This is a genomic window from Microcoleus sp. LEGE 07076, assembly GCF_015207455.1.
Classification (GTDB): Bacteria; Cyanobacteriota; Cyanobacteriia; order Cyanobacteriales; family Microcoleaceae; genus Microcoleus.
Genome location: NZ_JADEWV010000033.1, coordinates 1 through 19,002 on the forward strand (window position 1 = coordinate 1; position 19,002 = coordinate 19,002).

The window sequence follows — 19,002 nt, forward strand, 5'->3', positions numbered from 1 at the left end:
GTACTCTAAGTCTGATTCTCGTGCCGATATCCGGCTTTGTTTTCCGTTCTCAATTTTACAAAACCTCAAGCACCCCCACCACTAACTCTCTCGCATCAAAGCCTGCGGTACCAAAGTGCGCCAAGTGCAGCTATCCCCCAGGGAATCGACACCAGCACCAGCACCCGCAGCCAAACAAGAGCCAGCTCCAAAACCGCCCTCCCCAGCCGCACAAAAACCCGCCAATCTCCCCGCAACTGTCAGCATCAAAGCAGTTGGCGACATCATCCCCGGCACCAATTTTCCCTACAACAAACTGCCGCCAAATAAAGACCGTTTATTTGATTCGGTAAAACCGTACCTTCAAGGAGCCGACATTCTGTTTGGCAATTTTGAAAGCACGATGACCGATTACCCTTACAGTTCCAAAGGAGTCGGCGGACGAATGCTGTTTGCCTTTCGGACTCCTCCAAGTTATGCCAAAATCTTCAAAAATGTCGGTTTTAATATTTTGAATGTTGCCAACAATCACTCTTACGATTTTAACGAGCAGGGATTTAAGGACACGATTAAAAACATCGAAAGCAACGGCATGAAAGCCGTTGGGAAAAGAGATCAAATTGTTTATCAAAATGTCAAGGGCGTGAATGTTGCTTTTATCGGCTTCAGCAACTACGGCGAAGTCCACAATTCCTTGCTGGAACTAAAAGCAGGGGCAGAAGTTGTCAAAAAAGCGAAGCAAAAAGCTGATATTGTAGTGATATCAGTTCATGCTGGAGCTGAAGGAACCGGAGCTCAGAATGTCAGAAATAAAACCGAGTTCTTTTACGGAGAAAACCGGGGAAATATGGTTTTGTTTTCGCGGACGATGATTGATGCCGGAGCAGATTTGATTTTAGGACACGGCCCGCACGTTACCAGAGCTTTGGAACTTTACAAGGGGAAATTGATTGCTTATTCCCTGGGCAATTTTATGGGTTATCGCACTTTGTCCACAGCGGGAGCACTCGGTCAATCTCTGATTTTGGATGTAAAAATGAATCCGCAAGGGGATTTTGTTTCTGGTAAGATTATCCCCGTCGAACTTGACAGCAAAGGTATTCCGTCTGTCGATAAGGATTTTAGGAGTGTAGGCTTGATTCGCCGTTTGACTCATAGCGATTTTCCCAACACTGGTTTAACTATTGATGACAAGGGACAAATTTTGAAGAAGAGTAAGTAGTCAGTTGGCAGTTGGCAGTTGACTGTTGACTGTTGACTGTTGACTGTTGGCTGTTAACTGTTAACTGTTGCCTGTTAACTGCTGGCTGTTAACTAATGAATGTTGCCAACTAACAAATAACAAATAACAAATAACAACTAACAACTAACAACTAACAACTAACAACTAACAACTAACAACTAACAACTAACAACTAATCAAAACTCATTGCTTTCAAAGCTTCTTTCATTTCGTCTGCTGTCGTCGTTGCAGTACCGAATTGACGCACGACAATGCTAGCCGCTAAATTGCCCAAAACTGCCGCTTCCCAACCGGATGCACCGACGCATAAAGCTAAAGTCATTGCTGCTACAACTGTATCTCCAGCACCGGTTACATCGAATACATCAGTCTTGTTAAAAGGGGGAATATCCCAGCTTTGAATGGCAAATTCCCCGTTTTCACAAGTGGATGTTGGAGGGGGTGAATTTTTGATGGCTTCGCCCTTGGCTTTTTCAAACAAACTCATCCCTTCTTCGCCGCGAGTAATCAGGATTTTTTGAGCCTGAGTTAGGTTCAACAAATCGCGTCCTGCTTGCATTAAAGTTTGAGGGTTATTGATAGCGTATCCGACTGCTTGTTCGGCTTCGGGCAAGTTGGGAGTAAATAGCATTGCTCCAGAATATCGCTGCAAATCTGTTTGAGCGTCTACTATTGTTTTGCCGGGAACTACTGCCGATTCGATCGCCAAATTGGTCAAAACTCCGTCGCCGTAGTCGGAACAAACGACGGCATCTACTGTCGGGATTTGTTGCCCGATGTAGTCTGCTAATTGCAATTGCAAGTCTACATCCGGCAACTCGTCAGATTTGCGATCGACTCGGACAATTTGCTGAGTCACTGACTGTCGCGCGTGCCCGGAAATTCGAGTTTTGGTGACAGTTGGACGCTGCGAATCAATGAAAATCCCACCCGTATCAATTCCCGCAGCCTCAAAAATACCGCACAAAGCCTTTCCCTGGTCGTCTTTTCCCACCAAACCAGCAACTTTGACTTTGCCTCCCAGTTTGGCCAAATTGTAGACAGCATTTGCGCCACCTCCTGGCAGTTGCCGAGTATTTTCGTAGCGCAAAATCAACACAGGTGCTTCGCGGGAAATTCGCTCTACTTGTCCGGTAAGAAACTCGTCCAAGGTCAAATCTCCGATCGCTAATACCTGCGCTCGATCGAAGCAGTCTAATCTTTTCAATAATTGCTCAGTTGAGGCACGCAGTTGAGGCAAAAAATCGGAATAGTCGTTAGTCATTAACCAAAAAAAATGAGACTGAGGAGTTGATAGTTGAGCAGGGGACGAGCGGCAGTTAAAAATCCTAATAAAGATTAATAATTGATTTCCTCCCTGATTTGATTTTTAACTTTTCATTGACTGTCTCGCTTTGATTTTGATAAATTTATTGCAGGCTGCAGGCGATCGCACTCGCTCAACCAACTTGGCAAATAATTGCATCAAGACTCAAGACAAAGTTTCACGCTGTAGAAGTTTCCTCCTACATAAGCGGCTTCAAAAAACAGCATAATTATTTCAATTTCTGCTTGATGATTGTAATCACCTGACTCATTTGTTTTTTGAGTGCATCAATTTCCGCTTGCATTTTCGCCATTTTCTGAATCATCGCCTGAATGTCGGCACCGCCGGCTCCGGAACTGGGTGCAGCGGCGGCTGCGGCTTCGGGCACTGGTTTCTTTTTGGCCAGTACCATTGCCGATTTGATCGCCTCGGTTAGCTGCTTCTTCTCAAAGGGTTTGGCGATGAATGCAAAAAAATGCTTCTCGAAGGGTTTGGGAATTTTTTCCATCACCTCTTCTTCGCGCCCCGACATGATCACCAAAGGTATCTTGGAAAGTTCGGCATGGGCTTGCACTTTTTGATACACTTCCCAACCGCTGACTTTGGGCAGCAGGAAATCTAACATAATTAGATTCGGGCGGGCTTGACGGATCAGTTTGAGTCCCTCTTCGCCGTCTTTTGCTTCTAGAACTTCAAAGTTACCTTGGGGCAACATCTCTCGGACTCGAACTCGGATGACTTTACTGTCATCGATTACCAAGATTTTTTGACCAGCCACGACTGACTCCTTCAGTAATGAGTGATGATTCGCATCCTTTAGTATATCCCTAACAGAATTCTACCCAGAACTCTGGGCAATATAGTTTTGCTGCAACGATCGCGCGATTTTGATTTGGGGTTATATTCCTACAAGTTCAGGGACTTTGATTTCGGATAGGATCTAAGGCATTAACTCGATCGCCCTTGAATTTTATGTCGCCCCAGACTCCTCAAACTCATACTGTCAAAGCAACTGCCGCCCAAATGCGGGGTGAAATCGAGCTGATTCCGGAATGGCTGCGACGGCCAATTGGCAAAGCTAGCGAACTTTCCCCAGTCCAGAAAATTATTAAACAGCGGCAAATTCACACCATTTGTGAGGAGGGCAGATGTCCCAACCGGGGCGAGTGCTACGCCCAAAAAACGGCGACTTTTTTGTTGATGGGGCCGACTTGCACCCGCGCTTGTGCTTTTTGTCAAGTAGATAAAGGTCATTCTCCGATGCCCCTCGATCCGGAGGAACCGCAAAAGGTGGCGGAAGCAATAAGTCTTTTGGGCTTGCGCTATGCGGTGCTGACTGCGGTGGCGAGGGACGATTTGCCCGATGGCGGTGCGGGTTGGTTTGCAAGGACGATCGCCCAAATCCGCCTCTTGAACCCGGATACTGAAGTTGAGGTACTGACTCCGGATTTTTGGGGGGGAATCGGTAGGGGCGATGCCCCCGCGCCCTTCCCCGGCGGACAGAATTCCGACCTCGATGAGTTGCAGCGAGAGCGGATTCGGACGGTGGTGGAGGCAAAACCGGCTTGTTACAACCACAATATTGAGACGGTGCGGCGGTTGCAAGGGCCGGTGCGGAGGGGGGCTAAGTACGATCGCTCGATCGGCGTTCTGCGGATTGTCAAGCAATTTGACCCAACTATTCCCACCAAATCCGGTTTGATGTTGGGGCACGGGGAAACCTCCGCCGAGATTGTTGAAGCGATGGCCGATTTGCGGGATGCCAAGTGCGATCGGCTCACCCTCGGGCAATACATGAGACCATCTCTAGAACACCTCCCAGTGCGTAAATACTGGACGCCAGCCGAATTTGACCGTTTTGGGTCGATCGCCCGAGAGATGGGGTTTGAGCGCGTGCGATCGGGGCCTCTCGTCCGCAGTTCATACCACGCCGGAGAAAGCGATTGAAAGCAATCTCAATTCAACCGGGTAGAAACTCCTAGTTACAAAAAATAACACTCTAAGAGTGTGCTCATGTGCGACGCTCTCTGCTATTTGTGAATAGAGTGACATTATGAATTAGGAGCTTTACCTATGGCAGAGATAGCGAAGAACCAATTAAAATCCGACTCCGTGATGAAAACGGGCAAATTCCCTTACACCTTTCGCGCAGGGTGGTTTCTATTGCTGTTAGGTATCAACTTTCTCGTGGCAGGCTATTATTTCCATATCATTCAATAGTTCTGTAATTTGACTGTTAGCAGCCCCTGCTGTTTTCGACCTCAACGTCGGAGACTGAGAAAGAGGGAGAGGGGGAGAGTTTTGAGTTTTAAGTTGGGGAGAATATGACTTCATCCTTTTAACTAATGACTGCTGACTTCTTCCCTCTTCCTTTTGACAGTTGACAGGAAAGTTGGTGGTTGGCCCGAAAGCAGTAGTTAACAGTCAACAGTCAACTGTCAACTGTCAACAGCTAACAATTCCCTAATGACTAATGACTGCTGACTAACGACTAATTACTGCTGACAACTGCTTTCCTACCAACTGCCAACTGACTAATAACTTCAAGAGCGATTTCTCGCAGATTCTAACTTAGATAACCGCTCTTTGATTTTGAGCACATCCTGCTTAGTTTCAATTGCCAAAGTTGCTAAATTGTCAAACATCGGGTCTCCCGACAGCATTCTAGGATTTGCGCGCCCAGAACTCGGACTGTTTCGAGACTCAGACCGGTTAACTCGAGAACCTTGAGACTGCAAACTGTAGATTTGTCCTCTGAGTTCGGTAATTTGACTTTCTAATTGAGTAATACGAAACTCTAATTGAACAGTCGATTGAGCTGGCGTAAAACTGGGTAAAACAGCAATTGCTAACGCGCAAGCAAGACACACAACACAGATTTTTATGGCGCGATGGCGAAAAAAATTCGGCATAGCTTGAATAGTTTAAATTATACCAGGTATAGGATAACAAATCGCCGATATTTTGGGTCTCTATCAGAAGTGTGTTTTATCTGAAATGTTGCACCATTCTCAATTTGTTGTGGGATGGGCATCCTGCCCGTCCATAAAAGGCTGATTGACAATAGTGCAAGATGTCAGTTTTATGCGAAACAGGAACGTAGCTATTTTAATGTTTTCCGCATCGGACAAAGAGTCTCGATCGACTAAAATTCACATTCAGAGGACTTAAGTCCGAGAGGGCGAACCGGAAGAATCTTAATTTACGAAAATTTACATTGCAAAAACTGAAGTTTTAAGCATCTTCACCCCAAAATTTTAGTTGCACATAAACCAATATCAAAGCTACAGCCATTAGGAAAGTTGCCGCAGCGGCTGCATAACCAAAATCAAATTGCGAAAAAGCTTGCTCGTAAATATAATAAACTAGCAAGTTAGTAGAGTTCAAAGGGCCACCGCCGGTGATGACGTAAACTTGCTCGAAACTCCGCAGGGTAAAAATAGCTGTAGTCACCGTAGCAAATATTAAAGTCGGCCGCAAGCCTGGTAAAGTGATGTACAAAAATTGTTGCCAAGCATTGGCTCCGTCCAATTCTGCCGCTTCGTAACGATTTATGGGGATTGCTTGCAATCCTGCTAAAAATACTACCAGATTAAAGCCTAATTGTTTCCAAACACTCAGCAAAATTATGACTGGCATTGCCCAAACTGTGCTGCTAAGCCACGGAATTGGATTTAGACCGATCGCCATTAACATATCATTCACCGGGCCTTCGGTTTGAAACAACCACCGCCAACCCAAGCCAACCGCAACTAAAGAGGTAATCGAAGGGACGAAATAAGCGGTGCGGAGAGCGCCCCGCCAAGCAAACGAGCGATTTAGCAACACTGCTAAACCCAAAGGAATTACTAAACTGGGAATGACTGTGGCGGTAGTAAAATAGATCGTGTTTTGGATAATTTGCCAAAAATCCGGGTTAGTGAGGAGACGCGAGTAGTTGTTCAAACCAATTAAACGCACTCCCGACTGGGTAAAGCTGCCGCTGGTAAAGCTGAGGTAAAATAAATAGGCGATCGGCCCAATCAAAAAAGTACCCAAAAACAGCAAAGCCGGCGTTAGGAAAGTCCAAGCTGCGATCGACTCATTGTCCAACCAGTTAAAACTCCCAAATTTAATCCTAACCATTGACTTGTAAATTTTAGCTTTTAGTTTTAAATGATATCACAATATAGGTGAATGTCAAAATGAATCTTCTCGATATATTAGCCAATTTACCCACTATAGAAACTGAGAGACTGCTGCTCAGAAAAATTAGTTTAAACGATGCTAGCGATATGTTTGAGTATGCTTCTAGTCCCGAAGTGTCGGAATACACAATGTGGTCAACTCACACCTCGATCGAGGACACTAAATATTTCCTCAAATCGCTGACAAAAATGTACAAAAGACGAGAGCTTGTGGATTGGGGACTTGTCTCCAAAGCCGACAATAAATTTATCGGTACTTGCGGATTTGTGGAATGGAGTATGACACACAACCGCGCCGAAATGGGATACGCTATTTCTAGCAAATATTGGAATCAAGGATATATGAGCGAGGCTGTCAATGCAATGATGGAATTCGGCTTTCGGGAAATGCTGTTGAATAGAATTGAGGCTAAATGTAAAGTTAGTAATATTGGTTCGGCGCGGGTAATGGAAAAAGTGGGGATGCAGTTGGAAGGAATATTGCGACAGAAGATATTTGTCAAAGGCGAATACTGGGATCTAAAAATTTATTCGATTCTCAAAGATGATTTTTTTGCCGATCGACCAGATTAGCACTCCTAAATGTATGCCGTGCATTGCACACAATACCCTTTAAGTAGAAAGGCGCAAATCAACAGCACTGTGTTAATGAAGTGTAAATCACACGCTTTCCCTCAAGCCTCCTGCGTCAAGCCTCCTGCCCGATTCCAACGATAAATATTTGTGCCGACTTAATTCACCGAGAATTTCAAAGGTGATACCCGCCACGTGATTTATCCGTGGAATCAATCCAAAATCTCAAATCTCAAATCCTCAAGCCCCCGGATTGAGCTGTGGAATCAATCCAAAATCTCAAATCTCAAATCTCAAATCTAATGACCCTATTCTAAAATATAAGTGAATACTTTTTAGCCTTATGACAACTAACCCACTATCTATGAATTCCACTGCTAGCCTGATTTCTCCTGAGATTAGCAAAAGTTCGTTAGCGTTAGCGAAGCGATCCGAAGGAAAGCCCACCCCTACGGGGGCTACGCCAACGAAGAGGATCGCTCCGGCTCATCCTCCCTTAAAAATAGGAGTTTTAGCTTCGGGTAGCGGCAGCAACTTCGAGGTAATTGCCCGATCGATCCAACAGGGGCAACTTAATGTTCAAATCCCAGTATTAATTTACAACAATCCCGAAGCCAAAGCTGCCGCCCGAGCTGAAAAATACCGCATTCCCTCGATTTTGCTCAATCACCGCGACTGCAAAAGCCGCGAAGAATTAGATACAAAAATTGTTAAAACTTTCCAAGAATATGATGTAGAATGGGTAGTGATGGCGGGTTGGATGCGAATTGTTACTAAAGTTTTGCTAGATGCTTTTCCCGACAAAATTATTAACATTCACCCCAGCTTGCTGCCGAGTTTCCCAGGAATTCGAGCCGTCGAGCAAGCACTCGCAGCCAAGGTTAAAATCACCGGATGTACGGTGCATATCGCCCGTTTGGAAGTAGACAGCGGGCCGATTTTAATGCAGGCTGCGGTGCCGGTATTGCCTGACGATACGGCAGAAACTCTGCACGCGAGAATTCAGGTGCAAGAGCACCTGATTATGGTAGGTGCGATCGCCCTGATTGCCGAATCCCATCAAAAACATTGTGACTAACAACCTCACCAGCGCGGCATCTGTACCCAAATTGTCCGTCAGCGAATCACCGGAACATCTCTGGCCGAGAAATATCATAGCTGGTGGAATAATTCGCCCCGAACCTTGATTCGGCAGCCATCGGGATGCCAAAGTCATCGCCGCCAGCGCCGAATTGGGCGAACCGGAAAAAGCACCTATTTTAGATGTCGGTGCGGGCCCTGAGCACAATAGTTTACTCTGAGCAAGGTTAGGTGATTTCGTGGATGCGATCGAACTAAGGAATGAGAATTAAATAACTTACCATTTTTATTGTTCTTGTGGGATGGGCGGGAGAGCCCATCCCACAATTATGTGTAAATTATTTAATTCGCGATCCTTAGTCGGCGTCCGGCGGACATTGTTTGTGTAGACGCGGTTTCAACCGCCGAGTCTTTTTTGCGAGAATAAATTATCCCAATGATATCGCCGGTAGCCACGGAATATCTGTAACGCCGGGGTCGCAGCCAAGTTGTTTGAGCAGTGCGGTAATTTGTCCTCTATGGTGAGTTTGATGATTGAACATATGTGTCACCAGAACCCAAGTCGGTAGCACGCGGCATTTACCGTCTACATTGCTTGTGTACTCAAATGGTTGACTCAACCAGTCAGAATTAAGGTGTCTCGACCATTCTATAATTTGCATATCTGTTGTCTCGCGTTCAGCTCTCAAAACCTCAAAATCAGCATACAGTTCTTGACCGATAACGGTTCCCGAAAATGGGTGGAGAGTGAAACGACCCATCCATGCTTTGTCACCATACAGTAAGTGATTCAAAGTGCCGTGAATAGACTTGAAAAAGGCACCCATATCCTGTTTGCGTTGTTCGTCAGGAATTGCCGAGCAGACAGAATATATCTTTTGGTTCATCCAGCAATTGTACTCTGCCATTAGCTGGTAGTAGCTACCGTCGTACATACTCAAAACTTAACCGCCTAGTTTTAACCACTTACATTATACAAATAAGTAATTGTAAATATTTACCAAACCTAAAATTTGCTTTTATATCTCTTGACAGCGTATTCCAGGTTTATGAACTATGCCCTCCTAACCGGGTTTCTTGAAAGTTATCGCCGGATAACTGATGGGTGTTGGAGAAGCCCGGCTAGGAGGGGGTACTGGAGCTACATGGAATTTGCTGTAAGTTGGTACACTTTCTGATGCTAGATCGTGCTGCTACGAGGGACAAACACTCGCTAAGATTGCCACTTAAAAGTTTATATAAATAATAACTAAAGCGCTTTTTGTTTTTTTATGAGTTGATAAAAATGCGTTATTTGAAAAAAATAGTAAATTCATTTACGGCATTTTTAGGACGCATCTGGCGATAAAAAAAAAATGAAATTTCCGGCCCAAAAACGGTGGAAAAACTTGCAACATTCTCGATCCCTTCCCTGAAATCGTCAGTATAAAAAGTTTTGTCGTACTGATTTCGATCGCTCCCAACACCAGGCTGGCGATCGGGTAGCGCAAATCTGTAACGACGGTGTAGAGGCGATCGCATCCGAAATACAACAGCAGCAATCGGGTTTTTGGATCGAGATAGAGCGCTAAAAATTACTCAAACTAAGTATTTTTGCCAGTCAACCCGGTTTTTGCCTCCCGGATTGAAAAAAAAATTAAATTCCAGAAAAACGTCGATCGGGGCACGTTTTACCGTACATTAAAAAATAAGGAAAAATTAACTATTTACCAGAGCCTGAGCTTTTTGAGGCGCGATCGCAGGATATTTCTTGAGTCTGGCGTATTTTTGCTATCCGTAATGCCATTAACCAGGCAAAAATTTGGGTGTGCAATTGGTGCATCTTTCAATTCAGCATTGTCCAATCTTACTGATTTACTAATGTCAATTACTAATCAAATTCGTTTTAACAATCTCAGGGGCGACATCTTCGGCGGTGTCACTGCTGCGATCGTCTCGCTGCCCCTGGCCCTGGCCTTCGGTGTCGCGTCCGGGATCGGACCGATCGGGGGGCTGTACGGTGCCATTTGCGTTGGCTTCTTTGCAGCGCTGTTTGGCGGTACCCCAACACTAATTTCCGAGCCCACTGGGCCGATGACTGTGGTGATGACTGCGATCGTCGCCTCCCTCACCGCCAGCAATCCCGAACAAGGACTGGCGATGTCGTTTACCGTGGTGATGCTGGCGGGCCTGTTTCAAATCATCTTTGGTGTTTTCAGGCTAGGAAAATACGTCACCCTGATGCCCTACAGCGTGATTTCCGGCTTTATGTCGGGAATTGGCGTGATTCTGATTATTCTGCAAATAGCACCTTTTCTGGGTCAACCCGCGCCCAAAGGTGGAGTTTTGGGGACTTTTTTAGCAATTCCGCAGTTGGTAGCCAACGTGAATCCGCCGGAAGCAATTCTGGGTGTCTTGACGGTGGCGATCATTTTCCTGATGCCCAAACAAGTAAAGAAATTGGTGCCGCCGCAATTGGTGGCGCTGATTATCGGCACGATAGTTTCCATGACTGTCTTTCAAAACGCGGAGATTCGCCGGATTGGGGAAATTCCCGTAGGATTCCCCCCTCTGCAATTTCCGACTTTTTCTGCAGATCAACTCACCCTGATGTTGGTGGATGCGGTGATGCTGGCGATGCTGGGCTGTATCGATACCTTGCTGACGGCGGTGGTGGCGGACAGTCTGACGCGGACGGAACACAAGTCGGACAAGGAGTTGATCGGTCAAGGGATTGGCAACATCATATCGGGAATCTGCGGTGGCTTGCCGGGTGCCGGGGCGACGATGGGAACTGTGGTGAATATCCAAACAGGCGCGACTTCGGCGCTGTCGGGTATAACTCGGGCCTTGGTTTTGTTGGTGGTGGTTTTGGGGGCGGCGCAGTTAACTGAACCGATTCCGATGGCGGTGTTGGCGGGAATTGCGCTGAAGGTGGGGATTGATATTCTTGACTGGAGTTTCTTGAAGCGATCGCACAAAGTGTCTGTCAAGGGTTCCGCAATCATGTACGGGGTGATGTTTTTGACAGTGTTTGTGGATCTGATTGTGGCTGTGGGTGTGGGCGTGTTTATTGCTAATATTCTGACGATCGAACGGTTGAGCAATTTGCAGGCTGCGGGAGTGAAGCTGATTTCCGATACGGATGATGATGTCCTCCTCGGCGAGGAAGACAAGCAACTCTTGGATCGGGGCAGGGGGCGCGTGTTGCTGTTCTGTTTGAGCGGCCCGATGATTTTTGGTTTGTCGAAGGCGATCGCCCGCGAACACAATGCTATGAAGGATGCGGATGCTTTGGTGATGGATTTGACTGAGGTGCCGATGCTGGGCGTGACTGCTTCGCTGGCGATCGAAAATGCGATTCGCGATGCTTGCGATAAGGGTTTGCAGGTTTACATCGTCGGTGCGAGTGCCAAAATTCAGCAGCGCTTGCAAAAGTTGGGATTGTTGGATCTGATCTCGCCCGATCGTATTTTGGGCGATCGTACCACAGCTTTGCAACAAGCCGTCGCGGTGGCTGACAGCAAATTTGCCCTCTCGGAAGTGCCAGTTTAATACCAACTTCGGGTAACATACCTCTTTTACGATCGAACCGCGAAGACGCTCATAGCGCGAAGAGAAGAGTCAGAAGATAAAGGGGATAGCAAACTCGGATTTGGTGTAACAAGACCTAGCTACTGGTTGTCAAAAACCGGGTTTTTTACGATAATATTGGCTCGCAGCCTTTAAGATCAGTAAAAAATTCGGTTTCTTTGGTATTTATGCCTCCAGGACTAAATTTTTGGACGCAATTGTCACAATTAGTAGGGAGCTAATATTATCAGAAAATTGTGAATTGTTTCACAATACTCCTGACTCTAATAGCTTTAAATATATAAACTCAGGAGCTTTTACTCCCGCTTCTTCTCTAATTTTTACCAGTCTCGGAGATTCAAAAAATGCCCTGGCATCTGCTATTGATGTCCAGCCACTGAAATGAACAATTTTGTTGGGTTCATTTTCATATTTCAATACTTGATACGATCTCTCGCCAGCTTCTTTTCGCAGGTTCTCAGCATTGTGAAATACTTTTTGCCAAGCTTCATAATTTTCTACTTCATGAATAATTAAGACATATTGTATACTAATCAAACCTATTTTCCTCTCAATACACTTGATCGTGACTACCAATATCTACAAACACAGTTTTACCATCTTCCGTAAAGTAGAATAGCACCCTTTCGTCATAATCTACGGTAAAACTCCAAAAATCATTAAGTTTCCCCGACAGTTTGTGAGTTTTCAAAGTCGGATCAAATCTATCTATCGTGAACTGCTCTAATTTTTGCCAAAACCTTGCCTCTAAATCTGCATTGCCTTTAATACGCTTTTTGAAAGCACGTTTAAATTAAGAACTGAAACTGACTTCGATGATTACTCCTCTATCAGTTGTCTCAGTTCATTGATGTTGGCATAAAATTTCAGCAAACCTTTTTGTTTTTCGACTTGCGCCGACTTAAAATTCTCAGATATCTCCTCACGGCGTTCTTCACGGAGATATTGTTTCAAAAATAGTTGAATTTCCTGCTTCTCATCAGCGGAAAGAATTTTTATAGCCTCAACTACATCACTGAAAGTCATAGTCTAAAAATCCCTATCGTGTTTATTCGATTAATCTAACATGAAAAAAGTAAACGCGGTTTCAACTGCCGAGTCTATTTCATGAACGATCGAGACATCCTGCACAGCCATAAAACCTATTTTCCTCTAATTTCAAACATTCACAGAGCTACCTAAAAACTGCTCGTATCCCTCTTTAAACTTTTGCTTTCCCTGAGACTCGATGATGCTGCCGTGAGCGACAATCACTCGCTCAAAGTCCCAACCTAAAACCTTCTTAACTGATTCTCTCACTTTTTGTTTATCCTTTGTCGCAATTCGCTCCAGGAGCGATGGACTCAATTTTTTATATCCGCCAATCACTTGGCTCGCAAATTGTGTGATGATTGGGAAACTATCATCAAAGTGAAAGGCTGTGTCGGTTAAAATCAGAGTGTGGCTGGCAGCATGAAAAAATACACATTCATTGAGTGAATCAAAACCGCTTAAACTAAGTGTTCTAAATCCGTCAAAAAATACATATTCCAGCCCCTTCCATAAACTATTTGCTTCACCCTTGATGGTTAGATCGATCGACAAATCTGTTTTTTTAGCTTCCAAACCCGGTGCAGCCCAGAATTTCGCGTTTGGGTAGAGCTTTTTGAAATTGGCCGCAAACAAATAGTGATACAGGTTGGGCGCTATGATGTGGCTAACGGTTCCCAGTTCGCCAAGCTGACTGACGATTGTATCATTGACTTGAATCGGAGAAATAACGACTAACTCGCAATTAGCCAGCCGAATTACTGTCATTCTCGTGCCAACGCTGAGTCCAAAGTACCGTAAAGGTTGTTCGGCAACCCAAATATCTCGATCGATTTCTCTGAGCATCTCCAAATTTAAGCAGCTTCCGAAACACAGTCAATCGTAGCGCTTTTTGACATCGCACCCTCAACGCTCGCGATCGCGCTTTCCACTAAAGTAGTAAACAGTGCCCGATCTAAGTTTTTCCTAAATATCGTGTCTATATTTTCTGAAATTCCGACTGTGTGGTTGCAAATTTCCCTCGTGGGTATCTGGTTGGGCTTGATTTTATTGGTGGCTGAAGGGCTAAATCGCTTTACTTCTGTCGGTGGTGAGGTATCGCGCAAGGTGGTTCACATCGGTACTGGGAACGTGATTTTGCTGGCGTGGTGGCTGGAAATACCGGGTTGGGTGGGGATTTCGGCGGGTTTTTTGGCTGGTGCGATCGCCCTCATTTCCTACCAAGTTCCTATTTTGCCTAGTCTTAACAGTATCAACCGCAAGAGTTTCGGGACTTTTTTCTATGCTGTGACTATCAGCGTTCTGGTAGCTTGGTTTTGGCCGCTGCAACATCAGGAATACGCTGCTTTGGGTATTTTGGTGATGGCTTGGGGGGACGGATTGGCTGCTGTCATCGGCCAAAAATACGGCCAACATATTTATCGAGTTTGGGGAATTCAGAAGAGTTGGGAAGGTTCTGCAACTATGTATTTGGTGAGTTTTGCTGTTAGCATTTTGATTTTGCTGGTTGCTGGCGGCACTGTTTGGCAAACTTTGGCTGTGTCGGCTGTTGTAGCTTTGGTTGCTGCTACTTTGGAGTCTGTTTCTCTGTGGGGAATTGACAATTTGACTGTGCCGATCGGCAGTGCGGCGATCGCCTTTTTTCTCAATCAACTTTGGTAATTTGTTTGTAGTGAGGACGTAAGGATTCAGAAAAATTAGAAGACTCAAGTTCTCACTACCAAATTCGTACAATCATTGTCAGGTGCGCTGGAACGCACCTGACACATAGCTATAAAGTTACTAAGTTGCTGCTCAATCTTTCGATTTAGACTTTTTTGATCGCTTACCTTCAAAAGGTTGAACTCCACTATTTGGATAGTTGTCATCGGTGGGGCTAAAAATCCGTCCGGCAGCTTCGGAAACGTAACGCATCGCGTTTGCAAAAGATTTAGAAAGATTCATGAAATCTGCCTCTCTTGTCTGGGTTCTGATACTTCTTAGATTACTGCGAGCTTCGGTCTTTGGATGGCTTTAGCAATATTTATTTGAATAACTTATTAGTCCGCAATATCCCAGAAAGCTGAAGTTTTTAGGAATTGCGGAGTTTGGGCGATCGCACTCATACCAAAAATGCTTTTACCAAAACTTCAGATCCACCCACAAACATCCAAGTCAAAACTCAGCACACTGCAGCCCTACCAACTAAAATTGGCTGTTTTTATTAAAAATACCATAGCATTAATCTGTAAATTGACCTGCAACCCTCTACCAAAGGGCGTAGTTAAGCAAATTTTAAGATAGTACGAGCAATTTTTCTCAAAGCTTTACAAAAATATATAGTATTTATCACTATAATTAAAGTAAATAAGTTTGTCCGGGGTTTTTCGCTATGAAAACTGCGACAGAAAGTCTGCACCTCACAGGTTTTGAGGAAATCTTAGAAGACCGGGAACTGACGGTTTCCCCAGCAGATTACAGCCTCTTGACGGATCTTTACCAGCTAACGATGGCTGCTTGTTACGTCGGGGAAGGGTTGGACGATCGCCCTGCGAGTTTTGAATTATTCGCGCGGCGGCTGCCAGAGGGTTTTGGCTACGCGATCGCGATGGGCTTGGCTCAAGTTCTCGACTATCTGGAGAAATTTCGGTTTTCTCCTGCACAAATTCAAGCTTTGCAATCCACTGGGATTTTTGCAGGCGCGCCTGAGCGATTTTGGACTCTACTCGCCACAGCCCGCTTTACTGGCGATGTTTGGGCGGTGGCGGAGGGGACGGCAGTGTTTGCTAACGAGCCTCTGCTGCGTATCGATGCTCCTCTGTGGCAGGGTCAGTTAGTCGAAACTTATTTGTTGAATGCGATAAATTATCAAACTTTGATTGCGACGCGGGCAGCGCGGTTGCGGGATGTGGCGGGTCCAGACGCTAAGTTGCTGGAATTCGGGACGCGCAGGGCTTTTGGGCCGCAAGCTGCTGTTTGGGCTGCCAGGGCGGCTCTGGCTGCTGGGTTCGATGGCACTTCAAATGTTTTGGCTGCTTTAAAGTTGGGCCGCAAGCCAGTCGGCACTATGGCTCACGCTTTGGTGATGGCTGTGGCCGCTCTCGAAGGCAGCGAAAATCAAGCCTTTGCAGCTTTTCACCGCTGTTTTCCCGGTGCACCGCTGCTGATTGATACTTACGATACTGTGGCGGCGGCGCGGATGTTGGCCGATCGAGTAAACAGCGGTGAAATGCAGTTGGAAGGCGTGCGGCTGGATTCGGGAGACTTGGCCGCGCTGTCGAGGGAAGTGCGATCGATCCTTCCGGGCGTGCCAATTATTGCTAGCGGCGATTTGGACGAGCGAGAAATTGCTAAATTAAAAAGTAGCGGCGCTTGCATTGACGGTTACGGTTTGGGAACAAAATTAGTCAGCGGTTCACCCGTGAACGGTGTTTATAAGTTGGTGGAAATTGACGGGATTCCAGTGATGAAGGAGGCAAGCGGCAAGGTAACATATCCGGGTAAAAAACAAATTTTTAGACATCTTCAAAATGGACAAATTCTCGGAGATTGTTTGGGATTGTCCGGTGAATATCATCCAAATTCTGATTTTCATATACCATTAATGAAATTGGCGATCCAAAATGGCAAACGAGTGCAGGAACAGGAAACTTTGGAGGATATTGCCAAACGAACCGCTGCTTCTGTCGCCAGTCTTCCGGCAGCAACCCGCCAACTAGACCGCCCGATTTCGCCGCCGGTGGCAATTTCTACAGATTTGCTAAATCTTACCAAAAAAACAAAAAAGAGTCATTAGTCATTAGTGTCAACCACAGACTAAAATCCATGATAAATCTCGCTTATAGCTTAGCCTCTATCCCCCTAAATCCCCCTTAATAAGGGGGACTTTGAGAGCTTACAGTTCCCCCTTATTCAAGGGAGATTTCGCTCGCTCCAGTCCCTTCTTTTTAGGACTGGGCTCGCTCTTGTCCACGCTTTTTTAAGGGGGGTTAGGGGGGATAAAGAGGTGAATAATCAAGCAACAGGTCGGAAGTACGTTTGATATTAAGTTGATCCTAACGGTCATGAGTATGTAATTTAATTCCCAATTCCCAATTCCCAATTCCCAATTCCCAATCCCCAATCCCCAATGACTACTGAAAACTGACTACTGACTAATTCCCCATTACCTAACCTATGCAGAGAATTGCCTTGTTTGGAACCAGTGCAGATCCGCCCACAGCAGGACACAAAACAATCCTGAGTTGGCTTTCCCAGCATTTTGATTTAGTAGCAGTTTGGGCGTCGGACAATCCTTTTAAGTCCCACTCCACATCCATAGAACACAGATCGGCAATGCTGTTGTTAATCATTCAAGAAATTAATTCACCAAAACACAATCTGTGCTTGAATCCCGAACTCAGCAGTTCTAGAACGCTAGAAACTGTCGAACAAGCAAGATTGCAGTGGCCGGATGCAGAGTTGACACTGGTAATAGGTTCGGATTTGGTCGGGCAACTGCCTCGCTGGTACAAATTTGAACAATTGTTAAAACAAGTGGAGTTGCTGATAGTACCGCGGCCTGGTTATCCGTCAGAACAGTTAGATTTGTGGCAGTTGAGGCGCAGCGGTGCAGAAGTGGCGATCGCATCTTTGAATGCTCCCAATGTTTCTTCTACCTCCTATCGCGAAACAGGAGACACCGAAGCCCTAACTCCAACCATCGAAGATTACATTAATCGGGAGCATTTGTACCCATGGCACGAGGAACAAAAAAGAGCGAAAATTGCTCATTAGCTGACTTTAAAGTAGGAGTAGATAATGCCATTTTCTCCGTCGATACCGAGCAGAACCGCTTGTTGGTGCTGTTGGTAATGCGGCCTGACGAACCGTTTATCGACTGTTGGAGTCTTCCCGGTACCTTGGTGCGCCACGGAGAGTCTCTGGAAAATGCAGCTTACCGAATTTTGGCTGAAAAAATCCGGGTCAAAAATTTGTATTTGGAACAACTCTATACTTTTGGAGAACCGGGGCGCGATCCTCGGGAATTTACCAGAGGAAATCGCTATCTTTCGGTGAGTTATTTTGCTTTGGTTCGGTTTGAGGAAGCTGAGTTAATTACAGGGAGTGTAGTTGCAGGTGTCAGCCACCGCGTCGGCGGCATTGCTTGGTATCCCGTGCAACAAGTTCCGAAGCTAGCCTTCGATCACAATCAAATTCTCGAATACGGATACCGACGACTCCGCAACAAACTCGAATACAGTCCGGTAGCTTTTGAAGTTTTGCCGGAGCTTTTTACTTTGAGCGATTTGTATCAACTTTATACCACTATTTTGGGGGTACATTTTTCTGATTATTCTAATTTTAGAGCTCGATTATTGAAATTAGGTTTTTTGTGCGATACCGGGGTTAAGGTTTCGCGAGGGGCTGGCCGTCCTGCTAGTTTGTACCGCTTTGATGCGGCAGCTTTTGCTCCTTTCAAAAATAAGCCACTGGTGTTTATCTAAATGTTCCTTGGACTGTGCGCCCCAAACGGAATCCCCCGACTATTGTCGTGGAAATTCCAAAATTGTAGACTCTTGTTCAATCTCCCAGACTCATCTAGAAGAGTAAATCTAAAATCTAAAATCTAAAATTGACTGACATTGGAGAATCAATTTAGTAAGATGAGAAGAGAAGCTATTCAGGAGTGCTGAGGATGAAAGACCCCGATCAATGCGCTAATATTCACGAAGTGCGGGAGGAAATTGATATCATCGATCGAGAAGTGATCGATGCTTTGAGCAAGAGATTTCAATACGTCATCGCAGCAGCAAGGTTCAAAACGAGTGAAGCTAGCGTTATAGCGCCCGATCGCTTTCATACTATGTTGCAGCAGCGGCGCGAGTGGGCTTTAGAATCGGGTTTGAACCCTGATGTGGTTGAAAATATTTACCGGGATTTGGTAAGTTATTATATTGAAGAAGAATTGAAACATTACAAGTCTGAGTAATGCTTCCCTACATTCAAATCTAGAACTATTAGGAAGTTTAGTCCGCGCGAGCGGACGGCTAGCAAAATTTATAAGGTAAATT

The 19,002-nt window shown here is 45.4% G+C and carries 21 protein-coding genes; 11 read left to right on the forward strand and 10 right to left on the reverse strand.

Translation table 11 applies throughout. The features are described 5' to 3' along the window. Window positions 1-124 precede the first annotated feature (124 nt). Window positions 125-1,201 (forward strand): CapA family protein, encoded by a 1,077-nt coding sequence (locus tag IQ270_RS07980; RefSeq protein WP_339384380.1) that lies wholly within the window; start codon window positions 125-127, stop codon window positions 1,199-1,201. A gap of 193 nt (window positions 1,202-1,394) precedes the next feature. Here the strand turns inward: IQ270_RS07980 and IQ270_RS07985 are convergent, their stop codons facing one another. Together IQ270_RS07985 and IQ270_RS07990 are read right to left on the reverse strand one after the other, a co-directional pair. Next, on the reverse strand, window positions 1,395-2,486 hold the full coding sequence (locus IQ270_RS07985) for a bifunctional heptose 7-phosphate kinase/heptose 1-phosphate adenyltransferase (RefSeq protein ID WP_193972701.1): 1,092 nt from the start codon (window positions 2,484-2,486) through the stop codon (window positions 1,395-1,397). Window positions 2,487-2,757: 271 nt separating this feature from the next. Beyond that, a complete protein-coding gene (locus IQ270_RS07990) occupies window positions 2,758-3,306 on the reverse strand; it encodes a response regulator (protein WP_193972702.1) in 549 nt (182 codons plus the stop codon). A gap of 194 nt (window positions 3,307-3,500) precedes the next feature. Here IQ270_RS07990 and IQ270_RS07995 point away from each other — a divergent pair, with 194 nt between their 5' ends. Beyond that, entirely contained in the window at window positions 3,501-4,475 is a 975-nt protein-coding gene (locus IQ270_RS07995) for a lipoyl synthase (RefSeq protein WP_193972703.1), read from the forward strand. 168 nt (window positions 4,476-4,643) lie between these two features. Next, the gene (locus tag IQ270_RS08000) at window positions 4,644-4,748 is read left to right on the forward strand and encodes a photosystem I protein PsaX (RefSeq protein ID WP_339384384.1); all 105 of its coding nucleotides are present in this window, start codon (window positions 4,644-4,646) and stop codon (window positions 4,746-4,748) included. Window positions 4,749-5,071: 323 nt separating this feature from the next. On the opposite strand, the gene IQ270_RS08005 is transcribed toward IQ270_RS08000, so the two are convergent. Next, the gene (locus IQ270_RS08005) at window positions 5,072-5,440 is read right to left on the reverse strand and encodes a hypothetical protein (protein WP_193972705.1); all 369 of its coding nucleotides are present in this window, start codon (window positions 5,438-5,440) and stop codon (window positions 5,072-5,074) included. Window positions 5,441-5,762: 322 nt separating this feature from the next. Beyond that, complete coding sequence (locus IQ270_RS08010; RefSeq protein ID WP_193972706.1) at window positions 5,763-6,653, reverse strand: carbohydrate ABC transporter permease; 891 nt, start codon at window positions 6,651-6,653, stop codon at window positions 5,763-5,765. A gap of 59 nt (window positions 6,654-6,712) precedes the next feature. On the opposite strand from IQ270_RS08010, the gene IQ270_RS08015 reads away from it, so the two are divergent. Together IQ270_RS08015 and purN are read left to right on the forward strand one after the other, a co-directional pair. Further along, entirely contained in the window at window positions 6,713-7,288 is a 576-nt protein-coding gene (locus IQ270_RS08015; protein ID WP_193972707.1) for a GNAT family N-acetyltransferase, read from the forward strand. A gap of 343 nt (window positions 7,289-7,631) precedes the next feature. Next, window positions 7,632-8,366: a phosphoribosylglycinamide formyltransferase gene (gene purN / locus IQ270_RS08020; RefSeq protein ID WP_193972708.1), complete on the forward strand. Its 735-nt coding sequence runs from the start codon at window positions 7,632-7,634 to the stop codon at window positions 8,364-8,366. A gap of 430 nt (window positions 8,367-8,796) precedes the next feature. On the opposite strand, the gene IQ270_RS08030 is transcribed toward purN, so the two are convergent. Together IQ270_RS08030 and IQ270_RS08035 are read right to left on the reverse strand one after the other, a co-directional pair. Then, window positions 8,797-9,303, reverse strand: coding sequence for a DinB family protein (locus tag IQ270_RS08030; protein WP_193972709.1), 507 nt, complete (start codon window positions 9,301-9,303; stop codon window positions 8,797-8,799). A gap of 355 nt (window positions 9,304-9,658) precedes the next feature. Then, the gene (locus IQ270_RS08035; protein WP_228056161.1) at window positions 9,659-9,889 is read right to left on the reverse strand and encodes a hypothetical protein; all 231 of its coding nucleotides are present in this window, start codon (window positions 9,887-9,889) and stop codon (window positions 9,659-9,661) included. A gap of 339 nt (window positions 9,890-10,228) precedes the next feature. Between IQ270_RS08035 and IQ270_RS08040 the strand changes: the two genes are divergently transcribed. Continuing rightward, window positions 10,229-11,902, forward strand: a complete 1,674-nt coding sequence (locus tag IQ270_RS08040; RefSeq protein ID WP_193972742.1) for a SulP family inorganic anion transporter — start codon at window positions 10,229-10,231, stop codon at window positions 11,900-11,902. A 285-nt stretch (window positions 11,903-12,187) separates the two neighbouring features. Here IQ270_RS08040 and IQ270_RS08045 read toward each other — a convergent pair whose 3' ends face one another. From IQ270_RS08045 to IQ270_RS08055, 3 genes are all read right to left on the reverse strand, one after another. Continuing rightward, window positions 12,188-12,478 (reverse strand): putative quinol monooxygenase, encoded by a 291-nt coding sequence (locus tag IQ270_RS08045; RefSeq protein ID WP_228056162.1) that lies wholly within the window; start codon window positions 12,476-12,478, stop codon window positions 12,188-12,190. Window positions 12,479-12,760: 282 nt separating this feature from the next. Continuing rightward, window positions 12,761-12,967 (reverse strand): hypothetical protein, encoded by a 207-nt coding sequence (locus tag IQ270_RS08050; protein WP_193972711.1) that lies wholly within the window; start codon window positions 12,965-12,967, stop codon window positions 12,761-12,763. Between the two features lie 132 nt (window positions 12,968-13,099). Then, entirely contained in the window at window positions 13,100-13,816 is a 717-nt protein-coding gene (locus IQ270_RS08055) for a DUF4336 domain-containing protein (RefSeq protein ID WP_193972712.1), read from the reverse strand. Between the two features lie 129 nt (window positions 13,817-13,945). Between IQ270_RS08055 and IQ270_RS08060 the strand changes: the two genes are divergently transcribed. Further along, complete coding sequence (locus IQ270_RS08060; protein WP_193972713.1) at window positions 13,946-14,632, forward strand: diacylglycerol/polyprenol kinase family protein; 687 nt, start codon at window positions 13,946-13,948, stop codon at window positions 14,630-14,632. Between the two features lie 132 nt (window positions 14,633-14,764). Here the strand turns inward: IQ270_RS08060 and IQ270_RS08065 are convergent, their stop codons facing one another. Continuing rightward, on the reverse strand, window positions 14,765-14,914 hold the full coding sequence (locus tag IQ270_RS08065; protein ID WP_193972714.1) for an isochorismate synthase: 150 nt from the start codon (window positions 14,912-14,914) through the stop codon (window positions 14,765-14,767). A 427-nt stretch (window positions 14,915-15,341) separates the two neighbouring features. Between IQ270_RS08065 and IQ270_RS08070 the strand changes: the two genes are divergently transcribed. From IQ270_RS08070 to IQ270_RS08085, 4 genes are all read left to right on the forward strand, one after another. After that, window positions 15,342-16,745: a nicotinate phosphoribosyltransferase gene (locus tag IQ270_RS08070; protein WP_193972715.1), complete on the forward strand. Its 1,404-nt coding sequence runs from the start codon at window positions 15,342-15,344 to the stop codon at window positions 16,743-16,745. 380 nt (window positions 16,746-17,125) lie between these two features. Then, window positions 17,126-17,725: a nicotinate-nucleotide adenylyltransferase gene (locus IQ270_RS08075; protein ID WP_193972716.1), complete on the forward strand. Its 600-nt coding sequence runs from the start codon at window positions 17,126-17,128 to the stop codon at window positions 17,723-17,725. After that, a complete protein-coding gene (locus IQ270_RS08080; RefSeq protein ID WP_193972717.1) occupies window positions 17,686-18,435 on the forward strand; it encodes an NUDIX domain-containing protein in 750 nt (249 codons plus the stop codon). The genes IQ270_RS08075 and IQ270_RS08080 overlap by 40 nt, the downstream gene beginning before the upstream one ends. Window positions 18,436-18,626: 191 nt before the next feature. Continuing rightward, entirely contained in the window at window positions 18,627-18,920 is a 294-nt protein-coding gene (locus tag IQ270_RS08085; RefSeq protein ID WP_193972718.1) for an isochorismate lyase, read from the forward strand. The last annotated feature ends 82 nt before the right edge of the window (window positions 18,921-19,002 follow it).